The sequence below is a fragment of the Endozoicomonas sp. GU-1 genome (assembly GCF_027366395.1).
Classification (GTDB): domain Bacteria; phylum Pseudomonadota; class Gammaproteobacteria; order Pseudomonadales; family Endozoicomonadaceae; genus Endozoicomonas.
Genome location: NZ_CP114771.1, coordinates 3,797,631 through 3,819,617, shown reverse-complemented (window position 1 = coordinate 3,819,617; position 21,987 = coordinate 3,797,631). Strand labels below are relative to the sequence as shown.

The following is a 21,987-nucleotide window of genomic DNA, read 5'->3' as shown; positions in this document are numbered from 1 at the left end:
CACTTCCCTTAAAAAAGGTAACAGGATCAAATCCTGTCACCCTGCTTCAGACCGATGTTGAACTGGTTGATGTAGTCGTTTGGCTTTTTGCCGTTGTAGACCAGGTTGTCGATAAAGTGCGTTTGTGGATCACGGAAACCATCTTCCGACTCAAAGTCCGGAAAGTCCTGCAGCTTCACCAATGCTTCATCCACCAGCGACAGGGCCGCTTTTTCATAGATGTCCGGGCGATAGACTTTGGCTGCCAGCTCCTTGTACCACTCATCACTCTTGTCTTCTGCAATCTGTCCCCAGCGGCGCATCTGGGTGAGATACCAGATGGCATCGGAGTAATAGGGGTAAGTGGCGTTGTAACGGAAGAACACATTGAAATCTTCTACCGGTCGTTTGTCGCCTTTCTCGTACTCAAAGGTGCCGGTCATACTGTTGGCAATAACTTCATAGTCCGCACCAACGTAATTGGATTGTGACAGGATTTTCACCGCCTCAGGCCGGTTGGCATTGTCATTGGCATCCAGCCACTGGGCAGCACGGATCAGGGCCCGGGTCAGACGGATGGTGGTATTGGGGTACTTTTTATAGAACTCCTCGGTAATCCCGAACACCTTCTCGGGATTGTTTTTCCAGATCTCATAATCGGTTACCACCGGCACGCCGATATTCTTGAAGACCGCCTGCTGATTCCAGGGTTCGCCGACACAGTAACCATAGATGGTGCCAGCTTCCATGGTAGATGGCATCTGTGGCGGTGGAGTGACGGAGAGCAGGGCATCGGCATCGATCTGGCCAGAGGTATCCCCTTTATGAGGCGCATAAAACCCGGGGTGAATACCGCCGGCGGCCAGCCAGTAGCGAAGTTCATAATTGTGGGTGGAGACCGGGAAAACCATGCCCATATTAAACGGCTTGCCTTCCGACTGGAATTTCTCAACCACCGGTTTCAGGGCATCCGCCTTGATCGGGTGCTGAGGTCGGCCATCGGCCATTTTGGGGATATTGGGTTTCATCTGGGCCCAGATCTCATTGGACACCGTAATCCCGTTACCATTCAGGTCCATCGAGAATGGCGTAATGATATTGGCCTTGGTACCAAAGCCCATGGTGGCCGCCAGAGGCTGTCCAGCCAGCATGTGGGCACCATCCAGACGCCCGTCAATCACGCCATCAAGCAGCACCTTCCAGTTTGCCTGGGCTTCGATGGTGACGTAGAGCCCTTCATCTTCAAAAAAGCCCTTCTCGTAAGCAATGGCAATGGGTGCCATATCGGTCAGCTTGATAAAGCCAATGGTCAGCTCTTCCTTTTCCGGATAGCCAAGCTCAAAGTCTGCCTTGGCGCTGGCTTGCCCGGTGAAAGCACTCACCCCCATGAAGGCACTGATGGCAGCAACCTTACCTAACCTAACCGATGCCTTCTTAAAAGGCTTGAACCACTTCATTATTCCCCTCCCCTGTATAACGGATCTCTCTGACTTGAACTGTGATCACCGTAATCAGGCATCACTCTTTTCCGGTATCAGTCAACGCACAGAGATCGACTGCCGGTGGTTGAGCAGAAAACATGCCAAATACCAGAAAACCTGATAACCAGCTGAATTTACTAGTGTTAGTTTATTCTGGCGGACAAATGCCTTGCCTGTTTAAGCCCGTAAGAAAACTTCAGAGATAGCAACAACGGTGCAGCTACATCCGCTGCCCCCCAGAGCTTGCACTAATCTGGAACATCGCCACCGCATGCCCCGGTTACAAACCTCTTACATTTGAATACTGGTTTTGCCAGAGCGGAGTTGCTATAACGTTTTCCAGTTATGGAACCGAAATATGGATCAGGAAACTATGTCCAGTCTGGCAAACCTCCTTGAAAACAATAACCAATGGTCCAAGTCCATTCGTGAAGAAAAGCCCGGCTTTTTTGAACAACTCTCTGAGCAGCAGGCACCCAAGTATCTCTGGATCGGGTGTGCCGACAGCCGGGTCCCTGCCAACGAAATCGTCGGCCTCCTTCCAGGCGAACTGTTTGTGCACCGAAACGTCGCCAATGTGGTGGTTCATACCGACCTGAACTGTCTGTCCGTCCTTCAATATGCTGTGGACTACCTGAAGGTAGAGCACATAATTGTCACGGGGCATTACGGCTGTGGCGGTGTGCGCGAAGCCATGAACAACTCCAAACTGGGGCTGATCGATAACTGGCTCAGGCATGTGCAGGACGTTAAGAAGAAGCACACTGAGCTGCTTGAGAGTGCTGGCAGTGATGATGAGCAGTTTCAGAGAATGTGTGAACTGAACGTTCTGGAGCAGGTGCTGAACGTCTGTCAGACAACCATCGTTCAGGATGCCTGGGATCGCGGCCAGAAACTGACCGTAAACAGCTGGGTTTATGGTTTGAAAGATGGCTTGGTCAGGGATCTCGGCCTGAGCGTTGGTTCCAATGAAGATATTGATGTGCAGTACCCGGCAGCGATTGAGAGCATCGCCAGTAAGCTGGAAGGGTGATTGCCCTTAACATCTGTTGGCATTAGACGGGGGCGGGTGGCACGATGCATTGTGATCCGCTTTCATCTGGTCACATAAAAAATTTGCTGGCTGCTGAAATTTACCAGCCTCTCGGCCTACATGATGATTGTATTATCAATCCCATCACACCGTCGTCTCTACCTTTTGATAATCCCTATCCTGCATCGGCCCCGCTGCTTCAACAGGTCGACTATACACTTCATCGTCATAGTAATATCCGGTCTTTTCATTCACTACAGCGCCATGGTTAAAAACACCACTGCGAATATAGGGGGAGCAAGCAGCAGCAATGATGCCTATACCCGCGCCGACGGACACATCAATAACATCATGTTTGGCTGCAAGAACCCTTAATGCCCCAGCCAGGGCTCCAAAACCCATGGCACTCGCAAAGGCAATAAGTCGTTTCCCAGCCGGTGAAGAAAGCGGCTGGTTTGAGAAGGCTGCCATTTTTGACAGCAAGCGCTTGAAGGCCTGGGAAGACATCGCCGCAGTATCTATAACGTTAAGGACAACCTGCGACCAGGCAATAGCCGAAACTGACGCATGCCCCGAGGGCATGGCCTTGAAATCATCCGGATCCATGCACAGCTTTCTATGGATATAGTCAGGATTCAGGACATAGGGACGTTCTCTATCAATTTTCATTTTCAGATAATCAATAACGCCGACGACACTTGCCACCAAGACCACGGATTTCACCACTTCACTGGCCTCTCTACGGAGCATCTTTTTCGCCAGCTCCTTGACATTATTTTCCATACGACCCGGCTCCGGCACCTGCTCACTTGACTGTTTACCGGCATACAGCCGTGCTACGAATCTGGCAATGTGGCTGGCAACCACCATCGCACAGCCACCATACAATACAACATCACTTGCCCCATCGGCCCACTCCACTTCCGGCTCAGGAAAACCGAGGTGAGGATTCGCCGACAGTGTTCCATTGCGTGAGCCTGAACACCCCCATTCACACTGTTTGTCACACCCATTGGCGGTGGGCAGGCTATTGATGATCAGCAAGGAATAAACAACAGGAACCGCAGACATCAGGCGAGTCATGAGGCGATTGCCCGCTTCCTGTGCCTGTCGGAGCCAGAGTTGGTCATCCGCCCCGGCCCGTTGCAATATAGACGTGACCCCGGATCTGAGGACAGCACCAAATCCTCTGAACTGTTTGACATCATCAGGCTTGTGGATGGACTGGTCAAAAGCGTTTTCTGAAACTTCACCACTTGCTTGCAATGGTGTTGTTGAGACAATATTCATAAGCAAAGATCTAACATTATTTGCCTACTCGTTAGTCTCGGATTGCCACCACAAAGTTCCTTGCCTGAAGCGAAAAGACTCAACCAGGATTTTTCAACAACGTTTACGCTTTGAGACGAGCTGCTTTGAGACGAGCTCTATGAATTGATATAGCACCAAAACACTATAATAAATTATGATATCCATTAACTAAAAAAAGCAGGGCAAACCAATGAGCAACTCTGATAAATACCCCGTACTCATGCGCCTGATGCACTGGACTGTCGGTCTTCTTATTTTGGGCATCATTGGTGCTGGCTGGTATATGGTCGGCCTGGAAGACAACGTCAGCTATAAATACGACATTTACCACTTACATAAATCCTTCGGTGTTCTGGTGATCTTCCTGTTGTTCGCCCGTCTGGTGATTCGCTGGGCCAGCACGATTCCGAAACTACCGGACAGCATGCCGACTTATCAGAAAAAACTGGGAACACTGGTGCACTGGCTCCTCTACCTCTTTATGTTCCTGGTGCCGGTGAGTGGCTACCTGATGTCTGACGCTGCCGGTCGTAAGGTGCCGCTGTTCAACCTGGTCATGCCCAGCTTCCTGGACAAGAATCCTGAGCTGGCGGGCCGACTCCACGATATCCACGTCATTATTCCCTATGTTCTGCTGGGCATTGTGGTACTGCACATTCTGGCCACCATTAAACATCGTTACTTCGATAAGCCTGAGCATGATGTTCTGCATCGGATGCTTTAAAAGCTCCCCGGGTCAGCTCCGGTTAAGGTGCTGATCCGGGAAAACAGAAAATACGATTTCACTTGGTTAACTATTTATAATCACACCTTCTGAAACTATCGACTCTGATATTGGTCTAAACGCTTTTAACGTGTCTAAAATTGAGGAGGATATTTTGGATACCAATGCAAAACCGTTCTTATCTGCCCCCACTTACGAAAATAGATATCCCTCTATCAGTGAGGCCAATAGTGGTTCAGGCAGTGCTGCCAATCGTGGTGCAGGTCTGGAAGAGCGACTGGCAAGCATTACGACATCCTGCCATCAAGCCGAGAGGGATGAATCTCACCAGCGTACTTTACCCCAAAGAGCTTTGTATCCCACTGAGTGTCCACCTAAATTACCTGTAAACACTCAGTTACAGTTACTGACCTTAATTGGGGAATATCCTGATCAAGATGGGGATGCTCTTTTACATATGGCAGCAGTGCATGAAAAACTGCCAGTGGCTCAATTATGGAAAAATGCCGTACCTCAACATTTTAAAAGTGATTTAAATCAACAAAATCATTTAGGACAAACACCATTACATGTTGCGATCCATAATAATGACCTTCAGATGATCAGTTTTTTACTTGAAAATGGTGCCTCTGTCTTAATACATGAGGGAAGTGGTAGAACAGCCATTCATTTTGCTTGCCAGTACGGGACGACAGAAACGCTTAACCTGATACTTCAACATATCGAACAGAGCAGCTTGCCCGCCGTTCTCAATGCAGAAACATGCAATGGGGGCTTAAATAGTCTTCTTTTTTTTGTAAGCCAACATAACCCTGTTAAGGAAGATCAGTTCCCGGTTGTTGATTTACTGATTAAATGTGGTGCAAATCCCAATCATCAGGACAAATGTTCTGGAAAAACGCTCATTCATTACCTTGCTGACCAAAATAATGTTGCACTTTATCAATACCTGCAAACCAACTACGGCTCAACAATAGACTGGCATGCTGCTCGATATGATGGAGGCCGGGTTTACTTGCAGGACGGCATCTTTGTGTTTGAAAAAGAGGAGCTTTAGAACACGCTCAGATCAGGAAAAGTCATAGAAGCCACCTCGCTCACAAGAGATGACTTCTTTACTGGTTTACTTTCCTTCGCCGTTTTCGCCCTGCCCGATCAGGGATTATTACACTTTTGCCACTGGGCACCACGCCCTCTGCCTACTGGCTCCAGCAAACCTTCAGCGCGCATCTGCTGAACCACCTTTTTGACCAGTTCCCGACTGACCGTAGGGATTTGCAGGCAGATATCCGCAATGGAAAAAGCATGACTGGTCTGCTCAATGGCCATCTTTACCAGCTGCGATTTAGGCGCACGACTGCCCTGCCACTGCAGAGTATGAATTTTATCTTCCAGTTCATCGTAAGCCCGAATCAGGGTATTCAGGAAAAAATCGATCCATGGCATCGGATTGTGCTGCCCTTCATGCCAGCCTTTTACACTCAGCTGTAACGCCCTTTTATAGGCCTGTTCATGCTTTACCAGAACCCGCTCAAGGCTGATCAGCTGGGCCACCTGATAACCGTTCAGCGCCAGCATCATCGCCATGATCAACCAGGCGATACGGGCATTGCCATCGCTGAAAGGGTGAATACAGAGAAAATCCAGGACAACCGTTGGTATCAGTAACAGGGGCTCAACCTGGTGCTGAAGCCCTTCATGGTAATTGGCAACCAGCTGTTCCATGGCTCCGGCAATGGCCCTGGCGGGCATGGTTCGATATAGAACACCGATTCTTTGCCCCTTGCTGTCCCGCTCAACAATCTCTTTATTGGTAACCCGCCAGCGTCCGCCTTCGTGGGGCACATGGGCATATAACATGGCATGCAGCTGGCGGATAAGGCTAACCGACAGGGTCATGTGTTCGCCCGGCTCAACCACCATCTCCAAGCCATCACGGTAGCCGGCAACCTGCCTCTCAACCGGTGCAGTCGGACGGTATTCCCGGTGCACCAGCTTACGAACCAGCTCTCTGGAAGCGACAATGCCATCCAACCGGCTGCTGTATTCCACAGACTCCAGTACCGCAACCTGACGGAGCGTATCCAGAACCTCCGGCTGCTGACGAATAGTGACCAGCTGGCGGCCTCTGAACTCTCCCAGCTGCCTGAACAGGCCCAGCTGATAACTGCTGAAGACATAACCGGATAAATGCTGCAGTGTTTTCATACAATACGACTAAAAATATAATAGGTATTTATCGGGTACAATGCTGAGAAACAAACCGCAGCTTTAATTATTACCCATTAAATTCAAAAATCTAAGAAAAATTCATAAATAGGATATTTATTGGATAATATTTAATCAAACTCGTAAAAACACCTATCCAGAAGCAGGACGGAGGTCAGACAAACACGTCAAGGGGAAATTTAAGGAAGGAGAAAGGTCGCTCGCAAAACCAAAAAGATGACTTTGCGAGATCGATGGATTAAAACTGACAGACTTGCACACACATCAAATTGCACACCATGGCGTCCGGGTCATTTCGACAGGATGATGCGCAAGGGTTGAATTTACCGCCCAGTTGTGTGCAGGTTTCTTCTGCCATGAACTCGCACTCCTGGTGCTCTTCCAGCCAGCGGCTCCCTTCCGTAGCGATGCAGGCCAGAACATTCTCAGGTCCGGTTGCGGTGATCCGGGCAGGAATAGAGCGGGTCATGCGCACATCCTTCAGGACACCTGCCTGGCTCAACGCCATCACCTGCTGCATAACGGGATCCGGGGTCATGGTGGAACCGGTAAACTGACGGGTTACGGCTGCTTCCGGCTTTTCTGCATTAACCGGCTGTGACTCCTGGGTTGATGCACAACCAGCCAGAAAAATTGCCAGCGACACCAGCATTCCAGAGATGATGTTTTTCATTGGTATACCTCAATCCGACAAAAAGGGCATTTATACCGTGGGATTTGGCATTGTCCAGCCAAATCGCTGCAAAAGTTGCTCAAAAACACTATCCATCGGCGCATAAAAAGCGATGGGCTTAGCGGTAACCGGATGGTTCATTGCCATGACAGAACAGTGCAACAGTAATCGGTTCGCAGCAAAGTTCTCGGCAAAATATCGATTATGGTTTCCCTTGCCGTGTTTTGCATCACCAATAACAGGATGGGCAATATGCTTCAAATGCCGACGAATCTGGTGCTTGCGCCCGGTTTTGGGCTTTGCCTCCACCAGCGAATAGCGGCTGCATGGGTATCGATCAATGGCTATTGGCAGCTCAACCGTCGCCAGCCGATGATATTCGGTGACCGCTTCCTGGGCAGGTTTATCCTGGCGAGCCTTGCGATCGGCTATTTTATCCAGTTTTTCCTTCAACGGGTGGTCAATCACACCGGACTGGGGCACATAGCCCCTGACAATGGCATGATAGATTTTACTGATCCGGCCTTCCTGAAACTGTCCACCTGCCCGTTTGGCAACTTCGGACGACAGGGCAAACACAAGCACTCCAGACGTTGGTTTATCCAGTCGGTGGAGGGGAAACACAGGTTGACCGATCTGATCCCTCAATAGCTGAATGGCAAAGCGGGTTTCATGACGATCAATCATGGAGCGGTGCACCAGCAAGCCGGAGGGTTTGTTGATAGCCACCAGCCATTGATCCTGATAGATAATATCAAGTTGTTCCGCAGGCGCTTCGATCATGCCTTTTGTCCGACAAAAAAAGTCCACAAGAATAACTGATTAATCAGAACAGTGCTGGAAAAGTCACAGTTAAAAAAAGTGATTATTTGCCGCTTATTGTCATTAACTATCCCGAAACTCTTTCACTTTTCTGCTCTTTGGTCGCTATACATCTTCACTATTGCTTAACCCCTTAATAACAGGGGCTGGGAATAGGTCGTCTGCTTACTATCAACGGAGAACCCCCATGAACAAGACACTATCAGCCATCGTATCTTCTTCTGTCATTCTTTTCAGCGCCAATGCTTCAGCAGATCAGGACTATGCTGCTCAGGCCATGGAAAGACATGGCATGGAAAAACCGGTATCAATGCCGGTTATGAATGTGGTGAATGCGATGAGTACCAGAGAAGCACTGGACTCTATTACGGTTCCTACAAAGCAGGAAGAGCTAGAGGCCAGAATGGCAGAGCTTGCTGAAAGAAGAGAAAATTAATTTTCTCTTTTTAGCAATATGGTTGTGGTCATCACAACCATATCTTGCCATTTCGGTATCTCCCACCTTCCAGCCAGGCTCTAATTCTTTGTTGTCTGGAAGTAGGTATCCAGCTTCAGAGCAGATCAGCAACATCAGCCCTTAGCAGGGGCTCCTTGCCCAGATCAAAACCGGCAACTGCAATATGCAGGGTAAACAGTTGCTTCAGGGTGGCAAAGTCTCTTGGCACGGGCCACTTGTCTTCATCCTCAGTCCACACAGAGAACTCATTCTCCAGAATGGCGTGCGCTTCTTCGCTGACACCATCCAACAGACTCTCTTCAGATTCATGCTCGTCAAACAGATAAGCACCACCTTCAAAGTCCCACGTCTGAGGTAGCTCGGCATCCAGGCTTGTTACCCAATCGATAAATGCTGTTTTTGGCTTCAGGGTTATGACACAACGGTTAATAAACTTCATTTTTTACCTGTCTAATCAATCGGTAAAGTAGTGAGATCAATAATATATCTCGGCAGATTAGCACTCTTTTGGGAAAACAGGACAGGAAAGTCGACAGTGCATTATAAAAGTGTTGGACCCGTTGTCAGCGACTAAAAACTCAGTTATTTCACGAAACCGTACCACCAGAGGATGATCTACTGCATCAGAGTGTTCATCCCTGATGCAATGAAAAACGGGACACCAGGAGCCTGCCCGTCTAAAGAGTTTTCATGTATGGAGTGCTCCCATAAATTTCCACTAATTTTTCTTGCAAAGCTTTAATATCTTTATTCAGCTGCTTTAGCTCTTTGGATATTTCTTCATTCTGTGATATGAGCGATTGTTTTTTATCACGAAGCAATTTGTTATCAGTTTTAGATCTGGTTGTTTCATCTGACTTTCTTTTTCTGCAGTTTCGGGCGGCAATTTTATTTTTACCCCTTCTTCTAATATCTTTTGCCAACAGGCAAATCCAATGATCAGTTTCTCTTTCAATAATATTATTGAATTTTTTAATATCCATATCAGCAATATCCTGAATACTATAGTACTGATTGTTAGTTATTATCCCTGCTACCAGTGACCTCATAGCTTTAACACGTTCAGCTTTGACTACAATGGTTTTTTTGGACTTTAAAGGAGTACACGAAGGGCTTTGACTGACAGGTTTGCTGTTCAGTACAGCATTAGGATTAATATCCATTTCTGCCGGTGGATCAGTGGGTATCTGCATTGTCTTTTTAACAGAAGATAAATCCACTGCATCTTTCGCAGAACCTGAACCATTTTCAATGTTATCCTGACCTGGGCAGGGATTATTATCATCTAGCGGCATTAGAGGTGTTCCCAGATAATAATCTGGATCAAGTAGATTCTGCGTGCTTTTATCGGCTGCGCGTAAAGCTTCATCAAATTCACCCACCAAATCAGGTTTATATCCAGCAGCATTTGATAACGTTGGACTGCATGGTAATTCACTGTTATTTACTGGCAATGTCGTTGGCGTAGTCACAATTTGGATAGAATAATCAGCCAAATGCCTATTGTACGGATCGATTTGGTTACCCAAATAACCGATAAATCTTTTAACAACAGGTACTGTGACAACGTCACTTAATCCAGAATGATCCAGGGCAGTTGGAACGTTTGATAGATGTCCCATAAATGCATCTGATACAGGTCTCGGCATTGTTAACCTCCTTGTCATTTATTATCTTGTAGTTTGTTGATAATTAAAGCAATAAACTGATTCTATGTTGATCGCTTCACTACCAAAAATTATTATTGCTCTTAGGGCCTGTGAAGTTCACAAAACACACCACTGCTGATAGTTAGTACCTTTTTTGAGACATTAGTTCCGCAAAAAGTTTAAGATGCCAGATGACCAAGCATACCTGTGAAGCTAGGAGCCTGTCCGAGAATAGCGCCCGTAGCGAGGATGGCGGGAAATTGAGGATAAAAATTTCGTTTTGGGAGGTGAATAGCGGGGCTATTTGCCAAACAAAACGGAATTTTTAGACCAATTTGTTGCCACCGCAGTAGGGTAGTCTATTCTCGGACAGGCTCCTAGTCCAAAGCAGAAAAATTGAGTTTTCAAGGGCTTAACAATATTCAGCACTTTCGGTGACTGCCATTTCAGTAACCATCAGGTTGCCCCACACTGCCTGCCCGGACTTGAACTTTTTCCAAAAATCGCAGTCTAAGAGTACAAGTAACTCAGAGGTTGGTGATAAGGTGTTAAAAGAACATGAATATAAAGACGCTCGGCTCCCTGAATCAACAACGTCCGCCAAAAGAAGATAAAGACCCACCACCTCCTGCGAAGCACAAAGTAATGGGTGAAATCAAAGCGGTTAAGAAAGAGAGTAAATCCCCATATTTCACTTACAATGGCAACCAGATGATTGAAGTGGATGATAATTCACTATATGGGGACTTGAACCGATTATTCAGAAAACTCAGGATCAACAAGACAGTGGGCAATATAACGCTCAAAGAACCCGATAAATGCTAAGTTGTCTGGCTGAGCAGATGGCTGTTCAGAATATGGTCGATGGTTTCAAGAACGCCCTCTTCATTATTGCCCGGTGCTGAATAACGGGCAACCTGTCGGACCGTGTCATTGGCATTATTCATGGCAAAACTGAAACCTGCCTTTTGCAGCATTTCCAGGTCATTGCCACTATCACCAAAGGCAGCCACTTCATGGTCAGCAATGTGCCACTGTTCCTGCAACAGATGAATACCATGTGCCTTGTGAACACCGGGAATGATCAGGTCAATCCACTCGTGGCCACTGGTAACTGACACCAGCACATCCCCCAGTGTCTCTTTAGCCCCTGCCAATACGGTATCGTGTCTGGCTGGAGACATTTTGATGGCAATTTTAAGAATTGTGTCGTCGATATCCTGATAGCCTTGTATCAGCTCAAGACGCTGGTAATGATTGCGGGCATTGGCTACTTCTTCAGGATCAGCCGTATGCAAAACATAGGCACTGTTGCGGCCGCAGATAATGGCAGTTACCTCTTGCAGGCTTTCCAGAAACGGGTAGACACGGACCAGGGTTTCCGTGGCAATATCCGCAACAAACAGCTCCCGCTGCCCGTCGTGTACATAGCCGCCATTTTCTGCAACATAGGCAATATCACCAGCATCAATATCCTCAAAATAGGAGCGCAACTTGTAATACTGGTTGCCACTGGCCACGACAAATTGAATGCCCCGGGCTTTCAGGGTTTTAAACTGCTCCAGAAAACGTTCACGGTTATACGTTTTGTTATCATTCAGAAACGTGCCATCCATATCGACAGCGATCAATTTAATTCCGTTGTAGCCTGTCATTCTGTTGTAGCCTGTCATTCTATTGTTATCTCTGAGGGTAAAATTGGCATGATATAGCGCAAACTACAGCAGCCTGATCCGGCTTTAAATAGGGAAAATTACCGCTGATTTCAGGGCATTGCAGCATTAACACCGCAAACCTGGTGGAAACCGGTTTTGCCATCCAGACTTATCGAGCCATGGGCAGTGACTACCTGTGACTTTAGTGGCCCTTATGGGTGCAAGTACAAACACATAACGACACTGTGTTTATTCCAGCGTAAAAATCACGTAACCTCCCTCCCCCTTGGCGCATACGCCCTTAAAGACACACACAACACAACGGAGAAGACATTATGAAAGTGCAAGGTTTCGCACGTTCACTGATTGCCATTGCCATTGGCACAACCCTCAGCAGTTCGGTAATTGCCAGTGACATGGCATCACAGGTGGTGGATAAAGGGCTGACATTCACTGTCGGTGGTGCCTGGAACGATCTGGACAGCAATCGCGGCCTGGATAACGCATTGGCACCGGAAATCGGTATTGGCTATCGTCTGAACGACCGCTTCAGTGTTGAAGGCATCTACTCTCAGTACTCCACAGAGCAGAAGACAGGCCCGGATGCAGACCTTAAAGAATTCCGTCTGGACGCATTCTACGACCTGACCCCATGGGATGGTTCCCTGACCCCTTACGTGGTTGCCGGTATTTCTGAACTGGAAGCCGATTATGAGATGGGTGGTGAACACGACGACACCCGCATGAATGCCGGTTTTGGTTTGAGAAAGGCATTTACTCCAAACCTGGCCATCCGTGGTGATGTCCGTGCCGTTCGCACTCTGGATTACGCCCAGACAGAAGCCATGGCTAATGTTGCCCTGACCTGGACTTTCGGCAGTGTCGCCAAGGCAGCAGAACCTGTTGCCATGGTTGAGCCGGTTCAGGAAGAAGTGGTTGCCAGCGTTGAACCTGCTCCGGTTCTTGATGCTGATAACGACGGCGTACTGGACAAGGACGACCTGTGCCCGAATACCGCCGCAGGCATTACCGTTGACCAGACGGGCTGTGAGCCAATGACAGCCATTGACCTGCTGGTAAATTTTGATTTCGACTCCGAAACCATTAATCCGGAAGGCATTGACCAGATCGCCAAAATGGGTGAATTCCTGCAGCGTTACCCGAACGTTCGCATCCGTATTGAAGGCCATACCGACGCACAGGGCAAAGCGACTTACAATGAACAGCTGTCTGTTCGTCGTGCCGACATCATCCGTCAACAGCTGATCGACACACACGGTGTCGACGCAGGACGTATTGATGCGGTGGGTATGGGTGAGAGCAAACCTGTTGCCAGCAACGATACCGCCGAAGGCCGTCAGCAAAACCGTCGTGTAACTGCTGAAGTGATTGGTTCTTAAAAGTATCTGAGAGGCTGTTCGGGAATAGTACCCGACAGGGTGACCTGCCACGCAGGGCAGCCTCACAGCAATCACCTGGGAGCGCTGGCGTTTTTGGCCTGCTTCGGCAGATAAAGCGCAATATAAGCCTCCCTGATATGGCAGCCGCTCATAAACACCTGACAGAAATCAGTGATATCATCGATACTGGACGAACACTGGACAGATACCGATTTTCTTTTCATATTCACCAGGTACAGTTGGTCCCCATCACAGGCCAGCACCAGAATTTCATCAGGTAAAGAGAGTCCCCAAGGTTCCAGCTGGATCTGAATATAGCCTGTTGTTGCCAGTGATCCATGAATCTTTTTCACACAATCGGCCACTCGCCGTTGCAGACGAATTTTTTCTGCCTGGGTTTCTTCCCTGCCGAACATTTGCGAAAGCTTCAGCCCGGAACTGATGATTTCATCGTGGTCCGGGAAATAATCAAGGTCGTTTAGACGGGCCATCAGGTCCTTGACCGTCAGTTGAGCGTTGCGAAATTTGCCGTCAATCAGCTTATCCAGCAGCACAACCTTGCTTGCATCCTCTTTTTGGATACGTTGCATGCCAAGGCTCTGGGCAGCGGCCAGAAGAATTCCCCGGTAATTTTTTGACTGTCCACCGACGCCCATATCCCTGGGGGGGGAAACGCTGAATAAACTCCCTGATATTGATGTTATCCAGACCGTCGGCATCCGATTCTCCTTTATTGGTCGATCGGACAAACATAACCTGGTCAGCTTCACTGGTCAGAATAAGAAACCGAAGGTATTTCACTAGCTGGGTACCGCTGGCAAAGACCCCAAAAATCAGGCGACCATGGGGATGTTCCGCTATTGGCTCATCGGCAGTAGTTAGCCATATCAGACGATTGTCAGATGGGTGACGAAAAATTTGTGACACTGGTGAGAGCTGTTGTGGCAAACCCGTTATTTTATTCTGAAATGAACAGACGAAAGTAACAAAGAGCCGATGGGACGGTGCCAGCTGATCCAGGTGATGCTGCATAGTGGTAAAAAATGCATTGGTCTCATCAGGCTGGTCAATGTTCATCTGCTTGCCACAAAGATGGCCTTTGCTATCGCATATTTCCTGCCATTCAGGCACCACACCGGCGTCCATCATCTGTGTCACAAAATGATACCCACTCTGCACTGTCAGAGCTTCCATCTCTTCCAGCATGAAGGGCTCGGCAAAAAGACGTGCAAAAGTACCGGTCATGCTGTACAGATCGAGGTTATTTGAGGGGAGAATGGCAGGTTGGACAAAATAATCAGCCCGGAATGACACCGCTTCCTGAGTATCCAATCGCGCTTTCTTGAACGTTTCCCGTTGGGACACTCTTCCGGCATCAATATATGGCTGAGTTTGGGGCCCCGATAGCCCGGATGGACCCGGAATCGCCACCAGAGATCCTGTTTCTTCACGGGTGAGATCGATGACAGACTCGGTCGATGCACGCTTGCCAGCAGCTACTTGACTCGCTGATTGAAAAAGACTCCAGTCGTATTTTTTTACCTCTTCGGCAAACTGCGTATCCTGGTAAAAATTGACATAAGTTGCCCGGCAGCCTGAGCACCCAAGCACATCCCTGGTCGCGAGAGAACAGCTATTGTGGTACATGTGTTCGCAACAACGGGATACCATAAAGGGAGGAGACTCAATAAATTGTCCGCATAGTTGACAAGATCGACGCCGGACAATGGCGTCGGGTGGTCGTTCCAGCCCCATGGTTTGAGCGCTGGTACCTGGAACTGGCGTATTTACCGACTGGGCACGGCTGGCATCCACAGCTTCTCTCCTCTATTGGCTCCTATGACTTGTTTTCAAACAGGTCCCTCTGATTCACCTTTCAGTTTTAATTATCAGTAAGATCTGTCAACTCAGAGCAAGGAGCGCCATGTAGCCAGATTATGTCTGTATCCTGCGAGACTGTTATGACCTGCCGTTCCAAGTCAAAAAAACCAAGGTTAATAATGATAGGTAGTATTCTTACTGCTTGAAAGTCCGATTGTCTTAGGGCCTGTTTCTTGCAGATGCCCTAAAACCAGGAGTCGTTTCCATGCCCATACAACGTTCCACTTCTCTCCAAAACCTCGCACAATCCCGGTACGTTCATGAGCTGGCCAGCAGAACAGCTCCCAAACAACCAAGCATTGCGCAGGCCGCTTTGCGTTTTGCCAATGTCCATACATCTTTAGGCTCTGGTAATATTGGGATTGGTCATTTAAGTACGATAAAACCCTGGACACCCAGCTTACCTGATGCAGATGAGGTCAATGACATCATCCATGCATCACGACAGAAAAGAAAAAAATATAACTTCGAAGAATATATCTCAGAAGTTAAAAAAGTTAAGGCGGGTAACTGTGGCGAAAAAAGCAATCTTGTCTGTTATTTTCTGTCACAACAACCCGGTCCGCTGATTTACTACCGCGTCTCCCTCTGGCCGAATGGTCATTGCTTTGTGGTAATGGACCAGAAGCCCAATGTAGAGGGGGTGTTCCCCAATAATTTTAACGATTGGAATGACCAGGCCGTAATTATTGATCCATGGGCCGGTATCTGTGCACCCGCACGACACTACCCCGAACTATGGCATATGAAGGTTGATACGATGGCTGCAGTGGGCATTGAGCTAAGAGCCCCTGCCCATGAAGAAGGCCAGTGGCTGAAGGCTGATGTACCCTATTGGAAAAACATGCTGGAAAAAAATAAAAAATATGTGTCCGCCAAACGCCCTCCGCTGCCATCCTGGTGTCGGTTGGTGTAGAGCCAGTCTATACCCGTCACCTTTCAAATGGTTACAAAGTGCCCAAAAAGCACTTGTCATCTCCATATTGAATTGTGTGTGTTGGAGAGGAACTTTTAGCAGAAAGAATAGTCTTGAACTTTAATTCAACAATTCAATAATTTAATAACTCAATGGATATTTTTGATAGCTCACCTTCATGCAATCTTGCTTTTACCGATATTTATTTTGGCTCATTAGATTTAATTGAACAAAGATATCAATTTGCTACCAGGAAACGACCCTCAACCTATCAGGGAAGGTCTGTTCAGCCCCTGTGCCATTCTTGCTCTTTTAACCATCTTCAGTCAGACATACACCAACAGAATCCTCATTCATTGCATGAATTTGATATTAAAACTCTAATACTTTCCTATGCAGTCGACGCAGCGCTTCCTGAAATACCACAATCAGTTCTTGATGAACATATTCCCTGGCATACTGATAAGGACCCCGATAAATTCTCATCAACGCCAAATACTCCTTTTATTCAGCAGACATGCTTATCAGGGAGTGAATCTGAGATCAGGGAGCCAATACCAGACAGCCATTCAAGTCCAGATGATCAGTTAACCAATCTTCCTGTCGTATCCTTCAGTCCACAAGATTTACCATCAATTACTGCAGCTGACCCGCTAAACCTGAATCAAACTGCAAGTGATAAACAAACGAACCTGGCAAGAGAAATTGTTGATGATAAAGCTTCAATAATTGAGCGCAGAAGGGTGTACAAAAGGGAGTACATGAGACAACTTCGCAAAAACCCCGTTTACCTTGAGCGCCAAAGGGAGCGCCAAAGGGAGCGCATGAGAGTGCTTCGCAAAGATCCCATTTACACCGAGCGCCATAAGCAGCGCCAAAGGGAGCGCTACCGGAATGATCCCGATTTTGCAGAACGCATAAGGAAGCGCCAAAGGGAGAACCAAAGAAAGCTCTACCTCGTAGAGCACAAAAGGAAGTACCAAAAAGAATGCCGAAAAGAGCGCTACCAGAATGATCCCGATTTCGCAGAACGTGTAAGGAAACGCAACAGGGAGTACAAAAGGAAGCTTCGCAAGAAATCCGGCTGTTGAAGATGGCTGCGCAGTTCATGTTTAGAAGGCGGAATTGGTATTATTCCCCCGGCAATAAATTCACACATACAACCCGGCACAGTACCCCGAAGCCCAGGCCCACTGGAAGTTGAACCCGCCGAGGTGGCCGGTGACATCCAGTACTTCACCCACAAAATAAAGCCCTGGCTGGTTCTGGCTTTCGAAGGTTTTCGATGAAATATTGTTGGTAGCTACGCCGCCCAGAGTGACTTCGGCTTTTTTATAACCTTCAGTGCCCGCTGGCATAAATACCCAGGATTCCAGGCTTTCGGCCAGGCGTTGCAGCTCAGTTGCAGAAAACTGGTTCATGGGCTTACGACCACTGTCTGTCAATTTTTGCAGCTCTCCATAAGTGCATAGAGCGGTTGTCAGACGTTTGGTTAATTTATCGGAGAGTACTGAGCGAATTTCAGCCCTGGGTTTTGCTTCTCTGAGTTCATTCAACCAGTCTTCTATGGCGATACCAGGTAGCCAGTTGATGGAAACTTTATTGCCAGGCCGCCAGTAGGAGGAGATCTGCAATATGGCAGGCCCACTCAGTCCTCGGTGGGTAAAGAGGACATTCTCCCGAAAGCTCTGGCCATTGCAGCTGGCGACGACATCGGCACTCACACCGGATAACTCAATAAAGTGGGCCAGCCACTGTTTGTCCATGGTGAATGGCACCAGGCCTGGCATCCTTTCAATTAAATGATGACCGAACTGCTCAGCCAGTTCATAGCCAAGACCGGAAGCGCCCATAGTGGGGAATGACAAGCCACCGGTGGCCACCACTAACGATGTGCAGCGGATTTCTCCCAATGTGGTGTCCAGCATAAAGCCTTCTGCATCATCCAATGGTTTAACGTGATGTAATGCTGTTTTCAGGCGAATGGTGACACCGGACTTTCTGCACTCTTCCACCAGCATCTCTACGATGTCGCTGGATTGCTGGTTGCAGAACAGCTGCCCCAGGGTTTTCTCATGCCAGGGAATCTGGTGCTTATCCACCAGCGCCTGAAAATCCCACTGGGTGTAGCGGGCCAGTGCCGATTTGCAGAAATGGGGATTTTTGGAGAGGTAGTTTGCCGGTTCAGCGTACATATTGGTGTAGTTGCAGCGGCCACCACCGGAAATCAGAATTTTCTTGCCAATCTTGTTGGCATGGTCGACGACCAGTACCCTTCGGCCACGATCACCTGCCGTCAGTGCACACATCAACCCGGAAGCCCCCGCTCCCATAATAACGGCATCGTATTGCATGGATGGTAATAAGGGTTGATTTACTGGCATAGAGGTCTTGCATCTGATAATGGGAGGCGCGAACTATAGCGAATATAAGAAGAAGGTTCCAGAATCCGATTTTTTTGGCACAGAGTGCACATACTTCAAAACAAACAGCCATTTATGCATAGGAATACATCAGGCTTTTTTTCCGGAAGCTGCTTCGGTCCCATTCAGGTGTATCATCGCGAAACCTCCTGACCAATGACTGAGGATGATGTTTACCCGTTTTCCATGCTTATTTGAGAGAGCCTATTGCCTCTCCCATTTTAATTTTCTTACCTGTGATTAAACTCTCTTGCCAATCAACCTTATCTTTTCCAAAAAGACATATCACGGTTGAGCCAATACGAAACGCCCCCAGATCATCTCCAATACGAAAGGGTAAATCATTAAAACTCTTTTCATGAATGTGTGCACGTTTCCCACCTTTTCGATGAGGCTCAATTACCCCATTCTCCCAAACGGTTTCAATACTGGATACATTAATTGCCCCTACCATAATCATTGCCATAGGGCCCTGGGCTGTATCAAAAATACAAACTAACCGCTCATTCTTGACGAACAAATTATCAATATTTTTTGCCGATTTGGGACTAACGGAATATAACTTACCCGGAATATGGATCGTCTTTTTCAGTTTTCCGGATATGGGCATATGAAAACGGTGATAATCACCAGGTGATAAATAGATATTGGCAAAACTCCCCCCCCTGGAAAGCATCAGAAAGCTCCTGATCTCCACCTAATAAATCTTTGATATTGTATGTATGTCCTTTGGCCTGGATAAGTTCTCCTGAATCTATTTTCCCGGCCTGGCTAATTGTTCCATCAACAGGTGAGGCAACTTCTGTCATTGAAGCAATGGGTCTGGCATCTTTTTCCAACTTTCTCGTAAAAAAGTCATTGAAACATTCAAAATCTTCAGCTCGCTTTTTAGTCGCCTCTTGAAGATTAATGTTATGCATCCAGATAAATTTGCGGATTAACCAGTTTTTTATAACCTTTGTTTTGCATTCAGCTAATTTTCCAAACAGGTTGGAGAAAGTTTTGTGTGGTAACTTCATCTGAAGCTTAATCGTCAGTTTTTCAAAAGAGTTTGCTGCGATTTTTCTTACTTTCAATCCTGCCCATTTTTTCTTTCTGACATTTGTCTTATGAACATCTTCAGGACTAAATGTAACTTGCCGGGCTGTTTTTTCAGGTATGATAGCTGACGGATTCATAATTAATTCTTCCTTGATTTATTGAGTACTTCAACAAATTAATCAGGTTGATGTGAAGCAATTATCCACTATTAATTTATTACTCAAATGCCTGGTATAGGTTTGCCCATAAGAAGTGTCTTGATACGATAAGGTAAGCTCACTAAATACTATTTACTATTAAACTTTAGTCTCCATAAAGTAGCTTTATTTGTTAACTCAATGATTAATAAGATAAAAATCAAGATATGATTTAATTGAAAAAAAACCCTGCAAAAGCAGGGTTCTTTGACAGCACAAGAACTGGACTTATTTGCCCAGTTTCTTGCGAACCGCCTGAAGGGTTCTGAGCTGGGCAGCTGCTTCAGCCAGTTGGGTGGCTGCCCTGGAGTAGTCGAATTCGCCACTTTGGTGTTCCAAGGCTTTTTCTGCCTGACGCTTGGCTTCTTCAGCCGCCGCTTCATTCATGTCGTCGGCTCGCAGTGCCGTATCCGCCAGGATCTTGACCTGGTTTGGCTGGACTTCCAGGAAGCCACCGGACACGTAGAAGACCTCTTCTTCACCATTTTGGGTAATGAGTCGGATCGGTCCGGGTCTCAGTTCGGTCAGCAGCGGAGTATGCCCGGGGGTAATGCCCAGGTCTCCCATGGAGCCGGTAGCAATCAACATCTCTACCTGACCTTTGAAGATCGCCTGCTCGGCACTGACGATGTCACAATCTACGGTTGATGCCATTGGGTGCTATCTCCTCAGAGTTGCCCGCTGCCCGCCTCCCGTAGGAACATGAGTCTTTTCGGGCAGCGAGCAGCGGTCTTATTTACATGGACTTGGCTTTTTCAACCGCTTCGTCAATGGAACCGACCATATAGAAAGCCTGTTCTGGCAGCGCATCAAACTCACCTTCCAGGATGCCCTTGAAGGCACGAATGGTGTCTTTCAATGGCACATATTTACCCGGAGAGCCGGTGAACACTTCTGCTACGAAGAAGGGCTGAGACAGGAATCGCTCAATCTTACGGGCGCGGGATACGGTCTGTTTGTCTTCTTCAGACAGTTCGTCCATACCCAGAATGGCAATGATGTCTTTCAGCTCTTTGTAGCGCTGCAGTACTGTCTGCACACCACGGGCGACGTCGTAGTGCTCCTGGCCAATGACCAGAGGGTCCAGCTGGCGAGAGGTAGAGTCCAGTGGGTCGATGGCCGGGTAAATACCCTTGGAAGCGATATCACGGCTCAGTACTACGGTGGCATCCAGGTGGGAGAATGTCGTTGCAGGGGATGGGTCAGTCAAGTCATCCGCCGGTACGTATACCGCCTGAATAGAGGTGATGGAACCGGTCTTGGTGGAGGTAATCCGTTCCTGCAGTACGCCCATCTCTTCCGCCAGGGTTGGCTGGTAACCTACCGCAGACGGCATACGGCCCAGCAGTGCCGATACTTCGGTGCCCGCCAGGGTGTAACGGTAGATGTTATCGATAAACAGCAGTACGTCACGGCCTTCATCACGGAATTTTTCCGCCATGGTCAGACCGGTCAGGGCGACACGCAGACGGTTTCCGGGTGGCTCGTTCATCTGGCCGTACACCAGCGATACTTTGTCGATAACGTTGGAGTCGGTCATTTCATGGTAGAAGTCGTTACCTTCCCGGGTGCGCTCCCCGACACCGGCAAATACCGAGTAACCGGAGTGCTCGATGGCGATGTTACGGATCAGCTCCATCATGTTGACGGTTTTACCCACACCGGCACCACCGAACAGACCCACCTTACCACCCTTGGCAAATGGGCAAACCAGGTCGATGACCTTGATCCCGGTTTCCAGCAGCTCGTTGGTGGCGGCCTGATCCGCGTAACTGGGTGCCTTACGGTGAATGGCCGCTCTCTCTTCTTCACCAATAGGGCCTTTTTCATCAATAGGATTACCCAGGACGTCCATGATACGTCCCAGGGTTTTGGTACCCACAGGCACCTGAATCGGTGCTCCCGTGTTGGCAACGTTCAAACCACGGGCAACCCCTTCGGTAGAGCCCATGGCAATGGAACGAACGACACCGTCACCCAGCTGCTGCTGAACTTCCAGTACCAGATCCTTGCCATCAACATTCAGTGCGTCATACACTTTGGGCACGCTGTCCCGTGGGAATTCGACGTCGATGACGGCACCGATAATTTGTACGATACGACCGCTACTCATAGT

23 protein-coding genes are annotated in these 21,987 nt (G+C 48.0%); 8 read left to right on the top strand and 15 right to left on the bottom strand.

Annotated elements, in window-relative coordinates:
• Nucleotides 1-26: 26 nt before the first annotated feature.
• Nucleotides 27-1,436, bottom strand: a complete 1,410-nt coding sequence (locus O3276_RS16035) for a CmpA/NrtA family ABC transporter substrate-binding protein (RefSeq protein WP_269672229.1) — start codon at nucleotides 1,434-1,436, stop codon at nucleotides 27-29.
• 382 nt (nucleotides 1,437-1,818) lie between these two features.
• Between O3276_RS16035 and can the strand changes: the two genes are divergently transcribed.
• Entirely contained in the window at nucleotides 1,819-2,493 is a 675-nt protein-coding gene (gene can, locus O3276_RS16030) for a carbonate dehydratase (protein WP_269672228.1), read from the top strand.
• A 144-nt stretch (nucleotides 2,494-2,637) separates the two neighbouring features.
• Here can and O3276_RS16025 read toward each other — a convergent pair whose 3' ends face one another.
• Nucleotides 2,638-3,783 (bottom strand): phosphatase PAP2 family protein, encoded by a 1,146-nt coding sequence (locus O3276_RS16025; protein ID WP_269672227.1) that lies wholly within the window; start codon nucleotides 3,781-3,783, stop codon nucleotides 2,638-2,640.
• A 211-nt stretch (nucleotides 3,784-3,994) separates the two neighbouring features.
• Here O3276_RS16025 and O3276_RS16020 point away from each other — a divergent pair, with 211 nt between their 5' ends.
• Both O3276_RS16020 and O3276_RS16015 read left to right on the top strand, forming a co-directional pair.
• Nucleotides 3,995-4,528, top strand: coding sequence for a cytochrome b (locus O3276_RS16020; RefSeq protein WP_269672226.1), 534 nt, complete (start codon nucleotides 3,995-3,997; stop codon nucleotides 4,526-4,528).
• A 154-nt stretch (nucleotides 4,529-4,682) separates the two neighbouring features.
• Nucleotides 4,683-5,585: an ankyrin repeat domain-containing protein gene (locus O3276_RS16015; protein ID WP_269672225.1), complete on the top strand. Its 903-nt coding sequence runs from the start codon at nucleotides 4,683-4,685 to the stop codon at nucleotides 5,583-5,585.
• A gap of 98 nt (nucleotides 5,586-5,683) precedes the next feature.
• Here O3276_RS16015 and O3276_RS16010 read toward each other — a convergent pair whose 3' ends face one another.
• The 3 genes from O3276_RS16010 to truC all read right to left on the bottom strand — a co-directional run bounded on the left by O3276_RS16010 (nucleotide 5,684) and on the right by truC (nucleotide 8,213).
• Nucleotides 5,684-6,736 carry a Fic family protein gene (locus O3276_RS16010; protein WP_269672224.1) on the bottom strand — a complete coding sequence of 351 codons (1,053 nt, stop codon included), beginning with the start codon at nucleotides 6,734-6,736 and terminating at the stop codon, nucleotides 5,684-5,686.
• Nucleotides 6,737-6,995: 259 nt separating this feature from the next.
• Nucleotides 6,996-7,430 (bottom strand): hypothetical protein, encoded by a 435-nt coding sequence (locus tag O3276_RS16005; RefSeq protein WP_269672223.1) that lies wholly within the window; start codon nucleotides 7,428-7,430, stop codon nucleotides 6,996-6,998.
• A 30-nt stretch (nucleotides 7,431-7,460) separates the two neighbouring features.
• Nucleotides 7,461-8,213 (bottom strand): tRNA pseudouridine(65) synthase TruC, encoded by a 753-nt coding sequence (gene truC, locus O3276_RS16000; RefSeq protein ID WP_269672222.1) that lies wholly within the window; start codon nucleotides 8,211-8,213, stop codon nucleotides 7,461-7,463.
• A 226-nt stretch (nucleotides 8,214-8,439) separates the two neighbouring features.
• Between truC and O3276_RS15995 the strand changes: the two genes are divergently transcribed.
• Nucleotides 8,440-8,688, top strand: coding sequence for a hypothetical protein (locus O3276_RS15995; protein ID WP_269672221.1), 249 nt, complete (start codon nucleotides 8,440-8,442; stop codon nucleotides 8,686-8,688).
• Between the two features lie 115 nt (nucleotides 8,689-8,803).
• Here O3276_RS15995 and O3276_RS15990 read toward each other — a convergent pair whose 3' ends face one another.
• Both O3276_RS15990 and O3276_RS15985 read right to left on the bottom strand, forming a co-directional pair.
• Entirely contained in the window at nucleotides 8,804-9,148 is a 345-nt protein-coding gene (locus O3276_RS15990) for a hypothetical protein (protein ID WP_269672220.1), read from the bottom strand.
• A gap of 238 nt (nucleotides 9,149-9,386) precedes the next feature.
• The gene (locus O3276_RS15985) at nucleotides 9,387-10,358 is read right to left on the bottom strand and encodes a hypothetical protein (RefSeq protein ID WP_269672219.1); all 972 of its coding nucleotides are present in this window, start codon (nucleotides 10,356-10,358) and stop codon (nucleotides 9,387-9,389) included.
• A 558-nt stretch (nucleotides 10,359-10,916) separates the two neighbouring features.
• Between O3276_RS15985 and O3276_RS15980 the strand changes: the two genes are divergently transcribed.
• Nucleotides 10,917-11,183 (top strand): hypothetical protein, encoded by a 267-nt coding sequence (locus tag O3276_RS15980; RefSeq protein ID WP_269672218.1) that lies wholly within the window; start codon nucleotides 10,917-10,919, stop codon nucleotides 11,181-11,183.
• On the opposite strand, the gene O3276_RS15975 is transcribed toward O3276_RS15980, so the two are convergent.
• A complete protein-coding gene (locus O3276_RS15975) occupies nucleotides 11,180-12,013 on the bottom strand; it encodes a Cof-type HAD-IIB family hydrolase (RefSeq protein ID WP_269672217.1) in 834 nt (277 codons plus the stop codon). The two genes, O3276_RS15980 and O3276_RS15975, sit on opposite strands and share 4 nt — an antisense overlap.
• A 335-nt stretch (nucleotides 12,014-12,348) precedes the next feature.
• Here O3276_RS15975 and O3276_RS15970 point away from each other — a divergent pair, with 335 nt between their 5' ends.
• Nucleotides 12,349-13,413, top strand: coding sequence for an OmpA family protein (locus O3276_RS15970; protein WP_269672216.1), 1,065 nt, complete (start codon nucleotides 12,349-12,351; stop codon nucleotides 13,411-13,413).
• 71 nt (nucleotides 13,414-13,484) lie between these two features.
• On the opposite strand, the gene O3276_RS15965 is transcribed toward O3276_RS15970, so the two are convergent.
• Together O3276_RS15965 and O3276_RS15960 are read right to left on the bottom strand one after the other, a co-directional pair.
• A complete protein-coding gene (locus tag O3276_RS15965; RefSeq protein WP_269672215.1) occupies nucleotides 13,485-14,003 on the bottom strand; it encodes a hypothetical protein in 519 nt (172 codons plus the stop codon).
• A complete protein-coding gene (locus O3276_RS15960) occupies nucleotides 13,954-15,228 on the bottom strand; it encodes a hypothetical protein (protein ID WP_269672214.1) in 1,275 nt (424 codons plus the stop codon). The genes O3276_RS15965 and O3276_RS15960 overlap by 50 nt, the downstream gene beginning before the upstream one ends.
• 271 nt (nucleotides 15,229-15,499) lie before the next feature.
• On the opposite strand from O3276_RS15960, the gene O3276_RS15955 reads away from it, so the two are divergent.
• Nucleotides 15,500-16,210: a hypothetical protein gene (locus O3276_RS15955; protein WP_269672213.1), complete on the top strand. Its 711-nt coding sequence runs from the start codon at nucleotides 15,500-15,502 to the stop codon at nucleotides 16,208-16,210.
• A 761-nt stretch (nucleotides 16,211-16,971) separates the two neighbouring features.
• On the top strand, nucleotides 16,972-17,301 hold the full coding sequence (locus O3276_RS15950) for a hypothetical protein (RefSeq protein WP_269672212.1): 330 nt from the start codon (nucleotides 16,972-16,974) through the stop codon (nucleotides 17,299-17,301).
• Nucleotides 17,302-17,361: 60 nt separating this feature from the next.
• Here the strand turns inward: O3276_RS15950 and O3276_RS15945 are convergent, their stop codons facing one another.
• The 5 genes from O3276_RS15945 to atpD form a co-directional block, all read right to left on the bottom strand.
• On the bottom strand, nucleotides 17,362-18,594 hold the full coding sequence (locus tag O3276_RS15945; RefSeq protein ID WP_269672211.1) for a BaiN/RdsA family NAD(P)/FAD-dependent oxidoreductase: 1,233 nt from the start codon (nucleotides 18,592-18,594) through the stop codon (nucleotides 17,362-17,364).
• 229 nt (nucleotides 18,595-18,823) lie between these two features.
• Nucleotides 18,824-19,309 (bottom strand): archaetidylserine decarboxylase, encoded by a 486-nt coding sequence (gene asd, locus O3276_RS15940; protein WP_269672210.1) that lies wholly within the window; start codon nucleotides 19,307-19,309, stop codon nucleotides 18,824-18,826.
• The gene (locus tag O3276_RS15935) at nucleotides 19,260-19,811 is read right to left on the bottom strand and encodes a phosphatidylserine decarboxylase (RefSeq protein ID WP_269672209.1); all 552 of its coding nucleotides are present in this window, start codon (nucleotides 19,809-19,811) and stop codon (nucleotides 19,260-19,262) included. The genes asd and O3276_RS15935 overlap by 50 nt, the downstream gene beginning before the upstream one ends.
• 288 nt (nucleotides 19,812-20,099) lie before the next feature.
• Entirely contained in the window at nucleotides 20,100-20,525 is a 426-nt protein-coding gene (locus O3276_RS15930) for a F0F1 ATP synthase subunit epsilon (protein ID WP_269672208.1), read from the bottom strand.
• 82 nt (nucleotides 20,526-20,607) lie between these two features.
• Nucleotides 20,608-21,984 (bottom strand): F0F1 ATP synthase subunit beta, encoded by a 1,377-nt coding sequence (gene atpD / locus O3276_RS15925; RefSeq protein WP_101747441.1) that lies wholly within the window; start codon nucleotides 21,982-21,984, stop codon nucleotides 20,608-20,610.
• Nucleotides 21,985-21,987 lie beyond the last annotated feature (3 nt).